16 protein-coding genes are annotated in these 16,969 nt (G+C 42.3%); 7 read left to right on the top strand and 9 right to left on the bottom strand.

Features of this window, described 5'->3' with window-relative positions:
* Positions 1–155 precede the first annotated feature (155 nt).
* On the bottom strand, positions 156–1,085 hold the full coding sequence (locus OCU87_RS22895; RefSeq protein ID WP_261858606.1) for an alpha/beta hydrolase: 930 nt from the start codon (positions 1,083–1,085) through the stop codon (positions 156–158).
* The gene (locus OCU87_RS22890) at positions 1,051–2,007 is read right to left on the bottom strand and encodes a LysR family transcriptional regulator (RefSeq protein ID WP_261858605.1); all 957 of its coding nucleotides are present in this window, start codon (positions 2,005–2,007) and stop codon (positions 1,051–1,053) included. Before OCU87_RS22890 ends, OCU87_RS22895 begins: the two co-directional genes overlap by 35 nt.
* A 296-nt stretch (positions 2,008–2,303) precedes the next feature.
* Here OCU87_RS22890 and fabG point away from each other — a divergent pair, with 296 nt between their 5' ends.
* The 6 genes from fabG (at position 2,304) to OCU87_RS22860 (ending at position 8,406) form a co-directional block, all read left to right on the top strand.
* The gene (gene fabG, locus OCU87_RS22885; RefSeq protein WP_261858604.1) at positions 2,304–3,038 is read left to right on the top strand and encodes a 3-oxoacyl-ACP reductase FabG; all 735 of its coding nucleotides are present in this window, start codon (positions 2,304–2,306) and stop codon (positions 3,036–3,038) included.
* 185 nt (positions 3,039–3,223) lie between these two features.
* Complete coding sequence (locus OCU87_RS22880) at positions 3,224–4,411, top strand: methyl-accepting chemotaxis protein (RefSeq protein WP_261858603.1); 1,188 nt, start codon at positions 3,224–3,226, stop codon at positions 4,409–4,411.
* A gap of 219 nt (positions 4,412–4,630) precedes the next feature.
* Entirely contained in the window at positions 4,631–4,924 is a 294-nt protein-coding gene (locus OCU87_RS22875; protein WP_094957087.1) for a hypothetical protein, read from the top strand.
* Between the two features lie 3 nt (positions 4,925–4,927).
* Entirely contained in the window at positions 4,928–5,707 is a 780-nt protein-coding gene (locus tag OCU87_RS22870; protein ID WP_094957086.1) for a PD-(D/E)XK nuclease family protein, read from the top strand.
* 7 nt (positions 5,708–5,714) lie between these two features.
* Positions 5,715–6,338: a hypothetical protein gene (locus tag OCU87_RS22865; RefSeq protein ID WP_094957085.1), complete on the top strand. Its 624-nt coding sequence runs from the start codon at positions 5,715–5,717 to the stop codon at positions 6,336–6,338.
* 571 nt (positions 6,339–6,909) lie between these two features.
* Positions 6,910–8,406, top strand: a complete 1,497-nt coding sequence (locus tag OCU87_RS22860) for an oligopeptide:H+ symporter (RefSeq protein WP_261858602.1) — start codon at positions 6,910–6,912, stop codon at positions 8,404–8,406.
* 112 nt (positions 8,407–8,518) lie between these two features.
* On the opposite strand, the gene OCU87_RS22855 is transcribed toward OCU87_RS22860, so the two are convergent.
* The 6 genes from OCU87_RS22855 to rbsD all read right to left on the bottom strand — a co-directional run bounded on the left by OCU87_RS22855 (position 8,519) and on the right by rbsD (position 14,612).
* Positions 8,519–9,526: a substrate-binding domain-containing protein gene (locus OCU87_RS22855; protein ID WP_261858601.1), complete on the bottom strand. Its 1,008-nt coding sequence runs from the start codon at positions 9,524–9,526 to the stop codon at positions 8,519–8,521.
* Between the two features lie 55 nt (positions 9,527–9,581).
* The gene (rbsK, locus tag OCU87_RS22850; protein WP_261858600.1) at positions 9,582–10,502 is read right to left on the bottom strand and encodes a ribokinase; all 921 of its coding nucleotides are present in this window, start codon (positions 10,500–10,502) and stop codon (positions 9,582–9,584) included.
* Positions 10,503–10,639: 137 nt separating this feature from the next.
* Positions 10,640–11,518: a ribose ABC transporter substrate-binding protein RbsB gene (gene rbsB, locus OCU87_RS22845; protein ID WP_261858599.1), complete on the bottom strand. Its 879-nt coding sequence runs from the start codon at positions 11,516–11,518 to the stop codon at positions 10,640–10,642.
* Between the two features lie 96 nt (positions 11,519–11,614).
* Positions 11,615–12,607, bottom strand: coding sequence for a ribose ABC transporter permease (gene rbsC, locus OCU87_RS22840; protein WP_094958541.1), 993 nt, complete (start codon positions 12,605–12,607; stop codon positions 11,615–11,617).
* Positions 12,604–14,118, bottom strand: a complete 1,515-nt coding sequence (rbsA, locus tag OCU87_RS22835) for a ribose ABC transporter ATP-binding protein RbsA (RefSeq protein WP_261858598.1) — start codon at positions 14,116–14,118, stop codon at positions 12,604–12,606. The genes rbsC and rbsA overlap by 4 nt, the downstream gene beginning before the upstream one ends.
* Before the next feature lie 74 nt (positions 14,119–14,192).
* Positions 14,193–14,612 carry a D-ribose pyranase gene (gene rbsD / locus OCU87_RS22830; RefSeq protein WP_062692527.1) on the bottom strand — a complete coding sequence of 140 codons (420 nt, stop codon included), beginning with the start codon at positions 14,610–14,612 and terminating at the stop codon, positions 14,193–14,195.
* A 448-nt stretch (positions 14,613–15,060) separates the two neighbouring features.
* Between rbsD and OCU87_RS22825 the strand changes: the two genes are divergently transcribed.
* Positions 15,061–15,321 carry a hypothetical protein gene (locus OCU87_RS22825; RefSeq protein WP_062692528.1) on the top strand — a complete coding sequence of 87 codons (261 nt, stop codon included), beginning with the start codon at positions 15,061–15,063 and terminating at the stop codon, positions 15,319–15,321.
* A gap of 624 nt (positions 15,322–15,945) precedes the next feature.
* Here the strand turns inward: OCU87_RS22825 and OCU87_RS22820 are convergent.
* The gene (locus OCU87_RS22820; RefSeq protein WP_261858597.1) at positions 15,946–16,740 is read right to left on the bottom strand and encodes a TOBE domain-containing protein; all 795 of its coding nucleotides are present in this window, start codon (positions 16,738–16,740) and stop codon (positions 15,946–15,948) included.
* Between the last annotated feature and the right edge of the window lie 229 nt (positions 16,741–16,969).

The raw sequence follows: 16,969 nt of genomic DNA, 5'->3' as shown, positions 1-16,969 counted from the left end.
GCTTAACGCTTAAGTAGACTACATAATGAAACCGGGCTTTTTAGTCCGGTTTTTTATTGCCTGTCATTTACGAAATATAATAAATAATAAGCAATATGGTTTAGCTGATTAAGTCTGATTTATGGGTAAGCACGCCCCGTTTGTTCGTGATGGTACTAGCTCAGAAATTTAGCGATAGCCGAGTAGGTGTGTGAACTGGCTTCTGGCATTAAATCGGGTAAATTTAAAAAAGCATGTATTGAGTTTGGTTGTTCAAGATAAAACGCCTTAACATGATGCGCCAACAAGCGGTGATAATAGCGCCGACCATCGTCTTTGATCGGACAGTACTGCGCAGTAAGCACTAAGGTCTCAGGGTGAGCATGAGTTAATTTCCCGAATAGAGGAGAGGCACCATGGCGATCATCATTTTCAGTAAAATACTGATCGAAATACCATTCAATTTTCTTACTTTCTAGTAAGTAACCTTCCCCATGTACCCCTAATGATCGCGCACTTAGTGTGTAGTCTAAGCTTGGGTAAATTAGCACTAATTTATGAATAAGTTCTTTTTCCTGATATTGCAGCTGCTGTACGAGTGTCGCAGCCATAGCTGCTCCAGCAGAATCACCAACTAGCGATAGCGAGTTCGTAAATGGAACCCCCATAGTGGTCAGCGTTTCATGAATATGAAGTAAGCTGTGCAAAGCATCATCAATACCGGCAGGATAAGGGTGCTCTGGGGCTAATCGGTAGCCAATTGTGACGACAATCGCTTGGCTGCAGCTGGCAAGTTGTCGGCTGATTGCATCGTAAATATCAATGCTGCCGCATAGATGCCCCCCTCCGTGTAAAAAGAGAATAACGGGTAAGTGGGTCGCATTAGCTTGGTGGGGTGGTTTCAGCTCTGGTTGGTAAATGCGGCAGTGAATATTGCTTTGAGCCACAGTACAGTTAACGATAGCGGCCATATTAATATTGTCGCTTGTGTACTGCCTCGTTAATGTTGCTAATCCATCACGCACGATTTTCGGTGATAAGGGTAAAGAAGTGGCTTGCTGGTGGGTGGCCTTAAGCCAATTGCGTAAGTGGCTTGCCATCGGCATGCGTAATTCCTTTTTTCCGTTCTAAGTCTATTTCAGGCGCCCGCTTAATCAAATATTCTTTGAAGTTAGCGCATCGAGTTGGCATGTGTCGGCGTGGCTTGAAATACAAACTTAGCTCGAACTTGCTGGTAGCATAGTTAGTTAAAATAGGGACTAATTTACCGAGCGCGATCTCTTTTCCTATCAAGCAATAAGGTAAGTAGGCGATCCCTCCACCTGCAATTGCGATATTACGGAGGATCTCGCTATCGTCAGCCTCAACAGTTTGCGGAATATCAACAGAACTAGACTCACCATTTAATTCAAAAATCCATTTATTACCGCCCACCAAGGTGGTGGCATACAAGCAAAGGTGTTGTTTGAGATCTAATGGATAGATAGGCTCGCCAAACTGTTCTATATAGCTGGGGGAGCAGCAGGCAATAAGCGGTTCTTGCAGTAAAGTACGTTTGACCAATAAGCTATCTTTGTCTTGAAAGCCGCGATAGGTCGCATTGGCACGAACGGCAAAATCAACCTCATGAGTGTGATCAACATCAAAAGCCGTTTCTATGACTAAGAAGTTGATATCAGGATGTATTTGAACATATTCCCCTATGATAGTCGCGAGATAGTGTTTGGCAAACAGCGGGGTGCTGGCAATACGGATGGTCCCACGATCTTCATGGCTGAGGTTCTGTACTTCATCGAATACCTCGTTGATTTGACCGTGTATTTGATTAAAGCGATCAAATAAACGTTGCCCAGCTTGGGTTGGACTGATCTTACGAGTTGTCCGTTTGACTAGACTGACCCCCATATTCTCTTCGAGCTCATTAAGCCAACGGCTGCCTGCAGAGGGCGATATTCCATATTGTTTAGCGGCAACACTGAGGGAGCCAGCTCTAATGACATGAAGAAAAAAAACCACCTTGTCTAACATGTTGCCTTCCATTGCTAATGTGATTGTTGTGAACAATAACGGTAAATTTAATTTGCCAACGGTCTACTATAGCAAAAAATGAGTATGCATCTTATTGCAAAAATATTTCATCTCTGCTCTGTGAACATATGCAGCAACTTCAATAGAAATAAATATGAAAATCTGAATTGCATCAATGTTGGTAATCAAATTGCATAACTGAACTATTATCAGGTAATAAGAAATGTGCCGTTGTTGCATTTGAACTAATTGTTTTTGAACGACTTGTTTTTCAATTATGTATAAGGGATGGAGTTATGCTGACGAATAAAGTGTGTATTGTGACAGGCGCTGCGCAGGGGATAGGCCGCTGTATTGCTGAAACTTTTGCCAAGCACGAAGCAAAAATGGTGTTTGTCTGCGATATGAATGCCAGCGCGATGCAAGACTTAGCGCAAACTTACACGAATGTTCGCATCGTTGAACTTAATGTGTGTGATAGACCCTCAATAACTCACTTTATTGAACAAGTGAGTGAAGAGTTCGGCACTGTTGATGTACTCGTTAACAATGCAGGGATCACGCGTGATAATTTGATTGATAAAATGACCGAAGATGAATGGGATATGGTCGCCGATGTAAACCTTAAAGGTGTGTTTAATATGACACAAGCTGTCGCTCCTTTAATGATGGCATCGGGTAAGGGATCTATTATTACCATGTCCTCGGTTGTCGGCACAGATGGTAATATCGGCCAAAGTAATTACGCCGCAACCAAGGGTGGCGTGATTGCGATGACTAAAGGTTGGGCAAAAGAGTTTTCACGTAAAGGTGCGCAAGTCCGTGCTAACTGTATTGCTCCTGGCTTTGTAGAAACCCCAATGACGGTCGATTTACCTGAGAAGGTGCTCGATTTTATGACAGCAAAAACACCACTAAAACGTATGGGTAAGCCACAAGATATTGCCAATGGTGCACTTTTCTTAGCGAGTGACAACTCTTCCTTTATTACAGGCCAAACGTTGAAGATAGATGGGGGATTGGTCATTTAACGATTAATAAAAAGGTATTTATTAAAGAGCGCGGCAGCGCTCTTTTTAGTTACGTCGAGGATGATAATCACCTTGTCTTTATTTGTGTATCAATAAGTTAAGATGATGATCTTGGCTTAAGTTATTGTATTTTTATGTGGTATAAAATATCATGCATTTAAAATGCAACTTAAGTAAGGTCTTCTATGCGCTCTCTTTTTCTTAGAATGCGATTTATCCACTGGGTCGGTGCTTTGGCGCTTTTTATCAATGCCACATTCTTCACTGAAGCATTATTTTCTCAAATTCTCCAATACATTATTGTCGCCGTTTTGGTTATCCATGATATTGATGAAAAATACTGGGGTGTTGAGTCACTTAAGCGTGTGACTGAATACATGCATCGCTTTGAAAATAAAGATCTCTCGGTAGCTTGTGATGTCGATAGCCGCTATAACAGCGAGCTTGGTGCTGTGTTAACTGTGATTAACTCGTTTCGCCAAAATGTAAATAATGCGTTGATTGGTATTCAGCAGCAAGCGGCGAAAACTGACGAGGTCGCTGACTTATTAACAACCAAGACAAGTAATATCTCAGCACGTATTCAAGCTCAAGATGTCTTAGTCGAAAATGTTACGGCACAATTTCATCAACTTGATCAAACTGCGTCTGAACTGCAAGCAAAAGCCGAAGCGACAGAGCATCAGGTCATGAAGACACGTACCGGTTTATTGCAATCGAATGATGCTATGGGCGATATGGCAAAAAGCATTGGTTCTTACATGGACAGTAATATTGCCCTTGATGAGAAATTTAAATCTTTGCTTGATCAGACTAAATCGATTGAAAGTGTTGTCTCTGTTATTGGTAATCTCGCAGATCAAACAAATCTACTGGCACTGAATGCTGCGATTGAAGCAGCAAGAGCAGGGGAGCATGGGCGAGGCTTTGCTGTGGTAGCTGATGAAGTGCGCCAACTCGCTATGTCGACCCAGAGTAGTTTAGATCAGATCAATCAGATCATTGGCGGGATCTTAACGGCGGTGAACGAGGCGGGTGAACAGATGCAGGCACAGTCTTCAGAGCTTTCTACATTATCGGAATATTCTCAAACCAGTCAAAATGAAGTCCGAGAGGCCTGCGATAATATAGAAGGGATCTTAACGCTATTAGGGCGAGATCGAGCACAAGATAATGTGGATGTTAAGTACATAAGCCAGCTAGTCAAAGAGGTAGCGACAGAGATTGATGAACTGAAACAGTTGTCGAGTTCCAATGCCTTTGATTGTAGTGAATTAGAGCAACAAGGCATGCGTTTATCTCAGGTTACCGAGCAAATTGTCGAGCAGCTAAGATCATTCAAAACAAACCCGCAAGAGAACCCTACTTCTTAACATTTTTTGCTACTGACTGTTGCCGTCAGTACGACTAATGAAAAACTGTTGGATAGAGCGCTGCGGCGCTCTTTTAATTGCTGTTAGCGAGCACTTGTCTACAACACTTCCCCGCTATGTTTTCCTACTTGGAATTCAAATACATTTTATCTTTGTGGAATGTCTAACAGTTAAATATAGTATGGCATCCTGTATTTACGATGTTCGAGTGCACAAACAATGGAAAAACTGCAAGAAACCGCTTTTGATGAGGCCATTGCTTACCTATCATCGGTAAAGTCATTGAATTGGACAAAGGCTCAGCGAGCCACTTTTATATGTCAGCTAGAAGCGATGGACGCAAGTCTTGGGCTAGCGTGTCTTTCTCTTGACTCACTTCAATCAATGGTAAGCAGTATGACTGAAAATATTTCTTTCTATCCTTGCTTTCCTGCAGGAGAGGCTCCATTGCATGCTAACCCTGAGGATCTGTCATTACATGTTTATGCGGCATTGGCTTTATATCAGGAGTGAGTAATGCAATGTATGACGCTTAGCGATTACTTTACAGAGTTTGCAAGGCTTGAACGAGAGCAGAGGCAAGCTCAACGGCAGACTGAATTGGACGAACTAGCACTTTACTATCAACGAGTTTCTCAGCTGTATCCACAGCCCACTCATGCATCGCAAGTAAATGACGTAAGATGGAAAGCGCAATATCAAGGTTATACAGACGCGCTGAGCCATTTGTATCGGCACGAGTTTACACTAGGATGCGAGATTAATGTCTGGGAGGTCAGTGGCTTAAAACGTGACGAGGTGCGAAATACGGCTGTCTTGAGTTGGTGGCTGGATGCGAATGCATCACATGCTTTAGGTTATGCGCTGCTCAAGCAAGTTATTGAAGATCATCTTCCTGGGGTGGATGTTTTACACCTAGAGCGTGGGCCATACAGTGTTTGTCCTGAAAGCCTGCCTCTTGCTGAAATTCAAGACAGAATCGATATCGAGATTTTCTCAAACTCGTTGCTAATGTTTTGGGAAGTGAAAATTGATGCGCCAGAAGGTGCGAAGCAACTCGCACGATACCATCAATTGCTGCAAACCAAGCGTCGACACTTAGCGGTGGATTCGAGCCAAGCATTGGTTTATCTCACGACAGATAAACAAATTAAGTGCCACACAACACCTTTTACCTATGGCGTGACATGGGAAGGGCTGCGTAAAAGCTTTTTAACCGTTTTAGAGCACCTTCCTTCAAACCTGCAATCGCGCCAACTACTTGGCCAATACTGCCAATTTATACGTAATTTTTGAGGTAAATATGAAATATAGCCAAGATCTTGCTCAGCTAGTTATCGCCAATATTGAAAACCACGAGCGCGCTAAGAAAGTGCTTGCAGAAGTCGATGAGGTTGTTTTAGGACGGATTTCGCAAGAGATAAAGGAGCTATTAACGCAATTCCAAGCTTCTTTAGATTTTGAGTGTGATTTTGATTTGTATGAGCATGCTTGTATCGATTTTAGTTTTGCGCCTTGGCTCATTCAGGATGAGCGCTCCGTTTATTTTTCTGTTCAACCGTCAGAAGATAATGACGATGAGTGGATTTCTCACATTTGTGGCTTAAATGGTAGTAGCAACTACTTAGCGCTTCGTTTCTGTACGAATTATCGAACCTTAGGTATGAAAGCGATCCCATTCAAAGCTCGCTTGAAAGAAGCGTTATTTGAGAGCACCTCACTGATAGAAAAAGGCTTCAAGTTATCGGCAGATGGGTACTACGTTGAGTACGTGATTAAGTTTAATCATACCGATATTGCAGAAGGTTACCCGCACGATTTAGAGAAAGCGATGCTGCCTTTAGTTGCCGCAATGGATGCGTTGAAATCAGCTATGCCTGAGTTTGATAAGTTGCAGAAGATATTAATTAAACATGCTATAGCATGAATCCAGCTTAAAGATGAGTCGGTCGCTGAGTGAATCATTTCTAGCAGCCCCTAGTACCTATGGGGCTACTACCTCAATATTTATATGAATCGTAAGTGTCATAAAGCCCATTAGTAATTTAGTGACTGCTCTATATCGCCCTATTCAGATTTAAACCACCGAATCGTTTTACTCTAAATAAAAGATTATCGATGAGTTATTAAATTAATTAAGCTACTAACTACTAATGTTATAAAGACGCAGTTTAATAGCCGTTCTATTTATATAGGAGCTGTTTATGGTCGTTAATTATTAACATTGTTGTTAATTAATCTAGTTGTTGAAATATGCGATCAAGGTAGGTGTTTTATAATTATCATAAGATCTTCATCACTATTGCTGTTAATGAAAAGATATAACATGCTTCTGAATGGTTAATAAAAGAAATATAATTAGGAGTAATGTCGTTAGTAACTGATTTATAATTTAATTGAAAACTGAGTAATACGTACATCTTTCTAAAGGAATATTTATATAGGTCTTTAATTATCACGGACTTCGGGCTTCTATGCCTGAAATATGAGGAAGTTTTATGTCTATCGCGTTTTCCCGTCAGCCTTCTGCTTTTAAATTAATGTGCATTATTATAATGCCCGCCATGTTATCTATGTATGGCCTTGTTGCTATTGTCACTGTGTTTATGGTGAATGATTTGGGTATGTCAGAAAAGGATGCCTTTTTGATAAACGGCGCAGCTTCTGCGTTTTCAACGATCATTTATGCCATCGGTGGCTACTTGGCCGATAAGGTCATTGGTGTTAAAAGATCATTGATTATCGGTAACTTAGGTATAGTTATCACCTTGTTGATTCTAAGCTATGCTGCTGCAATTGGTAGTATTCCGCTGGCAATGATAGGCATTGCGGGGGGCGGGGTTAGCCGTGCATTAGCAAATAACTGTCCGTCTAATTTAATATCTAAAGCTTACAAAAAGGATGATATTAGAATCGATAGCGCTTTTACCATTTATTATATGATGATTAATGTCGGTTCATGTATTTCATTAGTTATCACACCACTTATTGCTCATAAATATGATTATGCAACGGGGTTTGCTATTGCAGCTTTGTGGAATGTCATTACTATTTCTATTTTTCTTTGGAAAAGAAACTTGGTCAAAAATATTGGTGCACAAGCTGATTTTGAAACCATTAGTTTGAAAACATATATGTTATTGTTTTTAGGCCTCACAGCTTTAACATTATTTGGCAGTTGGCTAATAACGCATTATCAGCTAATGCAACTACTCTTAATTATTGCGTTAGGTATCGCGCTTGCATTTTTTATTAATTATATGCGAAAAGAATCCAAGGCTCAGCAGAAAAAAATGATGGCAAGTTTAGTGCTATTGGGTTTTTCAGTGGTGTTTTTTATACTTTATAAACAGATGCCAACATCACTGACATTTTTTGCTATCCATAATACTCGCCATGAATTTTTAGGTATTCCATTTGATCCTGTATCCACTCAAGCTCTCAATCCGTTCTGGATTATTATTCTTAGCCCATTACTTGCTATTTTTTATGAAAGAACCAGTGCCAAAGGCCATGGGGCGTCCTTACCCTTGAAGTTTGCAATGGGGATGATCTTTTGTTCGATGGCATTCTTGTGTCTATCTTATGGCGCAAGCTTCATGGCTGATGAAGCGGGTCGAGTTTCAGCGTTTTGGCTGATCTTAACGCATTTATTCCAAGGACTAGGGGAGTTGCTGATCAGTGCGTTGGGTATCTCTGTACTGGCTCAGTTAGTTCCTAATCATATGATTGGTTTTACACTTGGCTTTAGAACCTTGACCTTGGGTATTTCGGCGATAATTGCAGCAAACCTTGCGGTGTATATTGCGGTACCAGAGTCATCAGGTAGCGTTGATTCGTTGCAAACCTTGCCTGTGTATGCGAGCTACTTTCTGAAGATAGGTATTGGTGCCCTTGCTATGGCTGTGTTGATGTTAGTCACGGCGAAGAAATTGAATAACTTGATTACAGATAGTGACGCAGAGGAAAAAGAGCAGGTTGAGGCGGCGAATTAATATGCTTTAATCGTTGATTTGATCTTGTCTCATTGAAAGATCACACTGCATTTAAAAGAGCCCTACTTTCAATGAGGAGGGCTCTTTTGTTCGCTTGGTATTTCTGAAAGGTCTAGCTAAATAAGCTTTTGACACTATCGCGTTCAACTAAGGTTGGTTCTAGCTGGATCACTTTATTTGAGGTGGTTTTGTTGTTAATTTTATCTAACAAAGTATCAACGGCTTGTTGGCCTAAACGGTGTTTAGGTTGGTGGATCGTGGTTAACGATGGCGTGATGTATTTTGCGAGTTTAATGTCATCGTAACCCACAATAGAGAGTTCTTCCGGTACAGAGATACCTTTCTTGTGTGCTGTATTGATAACACCCATTGCCATCATATCATTACAGACGAATAGCGCTGTCGGTAGCTTTCCGTTTTGGCAAATGGCATTAAAGGCTTGTTCGCCTCCTTCACACTCGAAGTTACCTGAAGCAATCCAGTTTTTGTTGATGGTTAAGCCAGACTCTTCCATTGCTTGAACAAAGCCAGATAAGCGTTGTTGAGCAGGTAACTTATCAAGAGGCCCCGTTAAACAGCCAATCTCTCTATGGCCTTGTGCGATTAAATGCTTGGTCGCTAAATAGCCGCCATGATGGGAATTATCTTGAATTTTGTCACTTGGAAAATCGATTGGGCCCCAGTCCATCACCACAGTTGGTACGGGTTGGTGACGAGAAAATAAATCAAAGGCATTAGTTTCGACTTCACTGCACATCAATAAAAGACCATCAACACGCTTTTGTAATAGCATGTCGAGGTTAGAATGCATACGTTCTAAGTCGCCTTCGGTGTTGCATAATATAAGGTTGTAACCTTGTTCGTAGCAGCGGCGTTCGACGCCTTTTACGACTTCACCAAAGAAGGGGTTGGTCGATGTTGTGACTAGCATGCCGAAGGTACGAGTGTGATTAACTTTAAGGCTGCGTGCTAATGCTGATGGGGCGTAGCTGAGTTCTTCTACGGCGGCACGTACGCGAGTAGAGATATCTTCACTGACAAATCGTGTTTTATTGAGTACGTGGCTGACGGTGGAGGTTGATACTCCTGCATGTTTTGCAACATCTTTAATGGTCGCCATACGATGTCCCTGTAAGTATTTTAGTCCTGCTGTGACACAGGACTAGGGGAATGAATTAACAGTGTTCAAGTAAGAAACGTTTTACTTCATGGCGGTGCGGTATTGATGTTTGTGCGCCTAAACGTGTTACAGAAATAGCAGCTGCTGCATGGGCAAAGCGAATGGCATCATTCAAACTTTTACCTTCTTGAAGGCCTGTTAATAGTGCACCATTGAAGGTATCACCTGCTGCTGTTGTATCCGTTGCTTCTACACGAAAACCAGCTACTTGCTCACCTTGACCTTGCTGACTTACCCAAACACCTTGGCTGCCAAGCGTAATCATGACTGTTGGGATGCCTTTACTGTGTAATACATCTGCTGCTTGTTGTGCAGAAGGCATATCAACCACTTTTACACCCGTCAATAATTCCGCTTCCGTTTCGTTAGGCGTAATCATATCAATAAGTTGCAATAAGTCATCACTTAATGGCTGAGCTGGTGCAGGATTTAGTACTACTTTGGTATTGGCTGCTTTCGCAATGCGAGCTGCCGCTTCAATAGTTTCAACGGGTGTTTCAAGTTGCATCAACAAAGTATCGGCTTGGGTGATCAATGTGTGATGTGGTGTAAGACGCTCAGGGGTTAAGCAAGCATTAGCCTCTGCTGAGATACAAATGCTGTTTTCACCCGTGGCTGCGACTTGGATCATTGCGATCCCTGTTGGGGTATTTTCTTCAATCAAAACGGCGTCCGTGTTGATGCCATCATTGGCAAAGGCTTCACGGATATTAATGCCAAAGCTATCGTTGCCAACACAAGCAATAAACGCAATGTCAGCGCCTAAGCGTGCAGCTGCAACGGCTTGGTTTGCGCCTTTACCACCAGGGATAACAGAGTAACTGTGGCCGTGTAGCGTTTCGCCAGGGCGCGGAAAAGATGCCACCTGAAGAACATGATCAGCGTTAACGCTACCTAGAACTACTAACTTATTCATATCGAGACCTTTTTTGTATCTACTGAGCCAATAGTGTTATGGCGGTCAAAATGCATAGGTTAACGAAGGCGCTAAACAATGAACTTTGATAGAAAGGAGAAGCGCATTATGCGCTCCTCCAATAATGACTAAGTGAATTATTTAGTCACAACTTTCAGGTCAACAGGGATGTAAGCATCCACTTTTTCACCTTTAAGCACTTTAACGGCAGTTTCTACGCCTAGTGCACCGATTAGGTCAGGCTGTTGGGCGATAGTCGCACCTAGGATGCCACGTTTAACAGCAGCAATACCGTCTTCAGTGCCATCGAAGCCAACAATCAGTATGTCTTTACCTGACGCTTGAGCTGCACGTAGCGCACCTAATGCCATTTCATCGTTTTGGGCAAATACAGCTTGAACATCTGGGTTCGCTGCTAGCATGTTTTCCATTACGTTAAGGCCTTTAGTGCGGTCAAAGTCGGCTGGCTGGCTAGCAAGTAGATCCATACCGCTACCGTTAACTGCCTTCATGAAACCTTCGCCACGTTCACGTGCCGCGGAAGTACCTGCGATACCTTCAAGTTGGATAACACGGGCTTTTTCACCCACTTTTTCCATGATGAATTTACCCGCCATTTCACCACCTGCAACATTGTCTGATGCAATGTGACTGACTACTTCACCACGGCTTGCACCACGGTCCAGTGTCAGTACTGGGATCTTAGAGCGGTTAGCCATGCGAATGGCGTTAGAGACAGCATCTGAATCTGTTGGGTTAATCAGAATCGCTTTTACACCACGAACAGTAAGGTCTTCAATGTTAGAAAGTTCTTTACTTGGATCGTTTTGAGAATCAAGAACAATGAGTTCATAACCTAGCTCTTTGGCTTTCGCTTCAGCACCTTCTTTCATTGTCACGAAGAATGGGTTGTTCAGCGTAGAAACAACCATTGCCATGGTGTCTTGTGCTGACGCTGTAGTGCTGAATGACGCTGACAGCACTGCCGCTGAGATTAGGGTTGCTAACTTTTTCATTCTGTATTCCTTTTAGTTTCAGGTCAGGGTACCGAGCGGCGACATCAGGGGGAACACCGCTCGGTGTTTCAGTCAAAGATTAAAAAGATTCAAGTGTTACTTATTTTTGTTATCGACCAGTACTGCCAGCAAGATAACCACTGCTTTAGCAATCATTTGGTAGTACGAAGACACGTCTAACAGGTTTAGTGCGTTGTTAAGGAAGCCGATGATCAGTGCACCAATTAAGGTACCCATGATTCGACCTTTACCACCAGCAAGGCTCGTACCGCCAAGTACAACAGCCGCAATCGCATCCAGTTCGTATCCCATACCTGCAGTAGGCTGAGCCGAAGACAAACGAGATGTAACGATAATGCCTGCTAGTGCTGCCAATAGGCCGCAGATTGCGTAGACGCCAATCTTGACGCGATCTACGTTGATGCCAGAAAGGCGAGTTGCTGATTCGTTGCCACCTAGTGCGTAGATGTAACGACCAAAACGAGTGTGGTTAAGTAGGTACCAGATAGAAGCGAATACGATAACCATCAACCAGATTGGCACAGGGATACCCATAGCGTAGCCAGTACCAAACCATGCGAATGAATCTGCAACGTCCGTGAAGCCTGTAGAAATAGGACGGCCATCGGTGTAAACCATGGTCACACCGCGCAGTAGTGTCATGGTTACCAAGGTGGCGATAAAGGCCTGTACTTTACCTTTAGCGATAATCACACCACTGATAGCACCTAAAGCGGCACCTGCAAGTAATGCGGTTGGGACCGCAATGATGGCAGGGATCTCCATGCCAATCATGGTGGCTGCAAATGCACCACACAGTGCTAATACCGAACCTACGCTTAAATCAATACCCGCGGTTAAGATGACCAGCGTCATACCCACAGCAATGATGGCATTCACTGAGGTTTGGCGAAGAATGTTTAAAATATTGTCGACGGTGAAAAAGTTTGGATTCAAAAATGACACGACAACGATCAGTAAGATCAATGCGATCAGTGATTTTTGCTCAATTAACCACTCTTTGGTAAACAGCTTGTTCGCTGAGCCTGTGGTTGGTGTTTGTTCTTTGTTCATAGCCTTGCTGCTCATGCTGCTACCTCGTCATTCTGCGCAATGTTTTTACCAACAGCGCAGGCCAGTAATTTTTCTTGATCGGCATCAGTTGCCATAAATTCACCGCTAATGCGGCCTTCGTGCATCACCATAATGCGGTCACTCATGCCGAGAACTTCTGGCATTTCTGACGACACTAAAATGATACTCATGCCTTCAGCTTTAAATTGGTTAATAAGTTGATAAATTTCTTTCTTTGCACCCACATCGACACCGCGGGTTGGCTCATCGAGGATCAGCACTTTAGGGCGGGTCATTAAGCCTTTAGCAATCGCGACTTTTTGTTGGTTACCACCCGACAAGTTGCCAATAATTTGGTCGCGAGTCGGTGTTTTGATATTGAATAGGCGAATAAAGTCTTCAACAGCGGTGACTTCATCGTAATGATTAAGCTGTACACCTTTAGATAGCTGCTCCAGCGCGCATAACGACATGTTTTCTTTTACCGATAAGCCGAGGACTAAGCCGTCGCCTTTACGGTCTTCAGAAATATAAGCAATGCCATTTGCTAAGCCATCTTGTGGGCTGATTGGGTTGATTTTTTTGCCATCGAGCTTAATGTCACCCGATTCGCTTTGTAGTGCACCGTAAATCACTTTCATTAGTTCTGTACGACCCGCACCCATCAAGCCTGAGACGCCGAGGATTTCGCCACGATCGAGCTTGAATGAAACATCATGAACGCCTGCACCCGTTAGGTTTGTCACTTCAAGACACGTCGTACCATGCGTTACTTCAATGCGAGGGTATTGTTCGTCTAAGCGACGGCCAACCATCATCTCAATCAACCCATCTTCGTTGGTTTCTGCAACCACACATTGGCCAATGAATTTACCGTCGCGAAGGACAGTAATATCATCACAAATTTCAAAGATTTCTTTTAAGCGGTGAGAAATATAAACAATGCCACAGCCTTCGTTACGTAACTCGTTAATCACTTTAAATAGCGATTCAGTTTCTGTATCGGTGAGGGCATCGGTTGGTTCATCCATGATGATGACTTGAGACTTGAACGACAATGCTTTAGCAATCTCAACCATTTGCTGTTCACCAAGGCTTAACTCACCTAATAGTTGGCGAGAGTGGTGTTTTACATTCAAACGCTTTAGAAGCGCATCAGCATCACGGTACATTTCAGCCCATTTGATGCCACCAAATGCGTTGGTTTTTTCACGGCCGAGAAAAATGTTTTCTGCAATAGTCAGCTCAGGGATCAGATTAAGCTCTTGGTGAATAATACTGATGCCGGCTTCTTGAGAGTGACGAGGTCCATTAAAGTTAACAGGCTTGCCTTGGTAGCGAATTTCACCGCTATCCATGGCGTAAATGCCGGTTAGTACCTTCATCAGTGTGGATTTACCCGCACCGTTTTCACCCATCAGCGCCATGACTTTTCCGGGATAGACATTCAGGCAAGCGTGATCCAAGGCTTTTACACCTGGAAAGGCTTTCTCGATACCTTGTAATTCTAGGATTGGCTGATTCATGTTCGTTCCTTACGACTTTAATTAAGCGGCTTAGTTAGCAACCTAAAAATTTGTGCGATTTAAAACTAGGCGATTTAGAAGACGACGCCAGATTGAAAAATCACGTTGGCATAAGGGGTACATTCACCTGTGCGAACCACAGCTTTGCTGTTTTGAGTGTGCACTTTAAATGCTTCGTGTGGAATGTAGTTGATAGCGATAGATTTGCCACATAATGATTGTTCAGAATCAATGAGTGCAAGAAGGGCTTGGTGATGATCTGGGCTAACGCTTTTGAATTCTTCAGCGATAATAACGCCTTCGATTTGCATTTCACTCAGCACGGCTTTTACAGTGCCAATGAATGTTGGAACACCCGGAATTAAAGCTAAATCAATGCGTTGTGCTTCGTCAGGGATGGGTAAGCCAGCATCGCAAATCGTGATTTCATCAGTGTGACCAAGTGTTGCGATTACGTATGACAACTCGGCATTGATGAGTGCGTTTTTTTTCATGGGGTGCACCTTAATTATAAATAGTGGTGATGCTCTAACATGTTTCTTAGGAATATTATTTAACACGTTAAATTGAATTCTAATTCATCGAAACGTTTACGCAAACGTTTCGATGGGTGAAATGTAGAGATAAAATGGCTGATTTGCACTTTCTTTGGTAACAAAATGTGAGATCGATCTGGTTTGAAATGCTTGCAAGCAATAAAAAGCGATAATGCTCACAGCTCTCTATAATCCGAATTGGAACCTGATATGCATCGAGGTTATTATTTGTTTGTAGGTTTGGCGAAAAAGGTAATATTTGCGGAATTTATGTCAGAGTAGTGTAAAGCTTTGAAAATATCTGATTCAAACTTTGCTTGTTGCAGCTAAAAGCGATTATTATTCTGCTTCTGAATGAACGCTTGTTCATTGCTTGTTGTTCATGGTTTAGGATATTGGTCAAAACGTGTCGATTCTTGCTTTAACTGTTAATGTGTGGGTTATTGCACTTACGGTAGCACCTGTTTCTATGGTGGCGTTAGTGTATGGAATGAAAAAGAAACTTTCGTGGCTATCAGTCGGTGCAGTTATAGGGCTATTGTTATCAGTGCTATTATTGATCTTATCCCAGTACACCGATTACAAAAAATTTGAGCAATGCTTAATGCGTGGCGAAGGCTACAGCCCTTTTTCTGGTTTATGTGTAAAGTCAGGCCAGCGTGATTAACGTACTGCCTGACGAGTGCTCTATTTCTCCCCCTTCTGTTTACAGTGCTGTGTAAACTAGCCCCCTACCAATTCTTATTTTAGTGTCACTAGCGCTACTGTATTTTTAGATGGCTCGGAAACCAGAATTTTATTTAGCCATGGTATACACATAGTCATGAATAAAAAATGTGTCATTTTATTCCCGTATTGAATTATTTTGAAATACGAATTAATTCAAAGTTTTACAATACTTGATACGGGTCAAATTAGAGTGTCCATTTTCAATCTCTCCACTCTTTATTATGTAAGCTATTAATAGCGTGATGTGCTGCATGTGCATTGCTTAATAGTTAATATGTAGTAGAACAGGTTGTAATAGCGGTATGTGTGCAAAATGTGACTGTAGTAACGTAATGAAGATAAAACGCCAATGGTGGGAAAAGCTATTTTATAATGCGAAATATCAATGTCGTCATTGCTTACGTATTATTCGGCTGTGAATAACGAAAGGCACTTACGAGAGAGGATATGCCTGATAAGGATTCGATATCTTGCTTAAAATCATGAGCACTTGATGCAAGATTATCTAGAGCTGTTTAGCCATATTTAGCAACAGTATTTGACTTCATCCCATGCAGATGAATCAATTAAGCGTTGCAATGATCACTTGGTTTGAATGAAAGTGGGCAAACCAAGTGTCACCCACAATATTAGTGGTATCTAACACTGCACTTTCACTGTGTTTATTGAATGCACATAGAGTATCTCCACCCTCTAAGGCTAACTGATATTCTGATGTATGCTTTTCATGTAATACTGAGCTAACTTTTCCTTCTAGTACATTATCGTAATCGTCGCTGGTGACATCTGATGAAAGCGTCACGGCAGGCCCCTTTACGAGTGCCACTACATCTTTTCCTACAATTAAGCCCAAACGTTCAGTACTGCCATGTGTAATAGTCGCGAGTAAGGTTTGTTTGCCTTTTAATTCAACGGAAATCACATCGTGTAATTCATGGTTTTCAATTTTGGTAATAATACCGAAAAGCTGATTACGGGCACTGGTTTGCAAAGAGAACTTACTCATAACGCCAAGTAGGCTGTGTAACGGCGCTTCATCATCATTTAAGGCTTTCAGGCCCATATCTTGAATTTGATCTAGTAAATCATACATTTGCACTAACCGCTCACCAGTATGGGTCAGGGTTGCGCCGCCGCCCCCTTTACCGCCTTTTTCGCTGGTAATGACAGGGTGTTCAGCACGGTTATTCATATCTTTAATGGCATCATGTGCAGCCTTATAGCTGATCTCGGCATGTTTGGCTGCTTGGCTGATCGAACCTGTTTGAGATATCGCTTTGAGCAACGCGATTCGGCGAGGATTCACATACATTTTGCCGTTATCTGAAAGCGTTAACTGTGCGTCGAAGTTCATCATAAATATGAATTAAATCAGTATGATTAAAGGGATCGTCAGTGTATAGCCTAACGGCGAAGAATACTAATTTTTGCAACCTAAGCTTAGTATTCATTAGTGTGCTTTTAAGATCACGTTAGTACCTTCTAGCCATGATAAACCTTGTTAACTCGTTATGATGTCACGTTTTTTATGATGGCATAGGCATAAGATGATGACTTCTTAACCACAAGTCGTTAATCGCGCGGAG

The sequence above is a fragment of the Photobacterium sanguinicancri genome (genome assembly GCF_024346675.1).
Taxonomy (GTDB): Bacteria; Pseudomonadota; Gammaproteobacteria; order Enterobacterales; family Vibrionaceae; genus Photobacterium; species Photobacterium sanguinicancri.
Note: the sequence above shows the minus strand (reverse complement) of the source record. Positions and strands in the feature narration are given on the sequence as shown.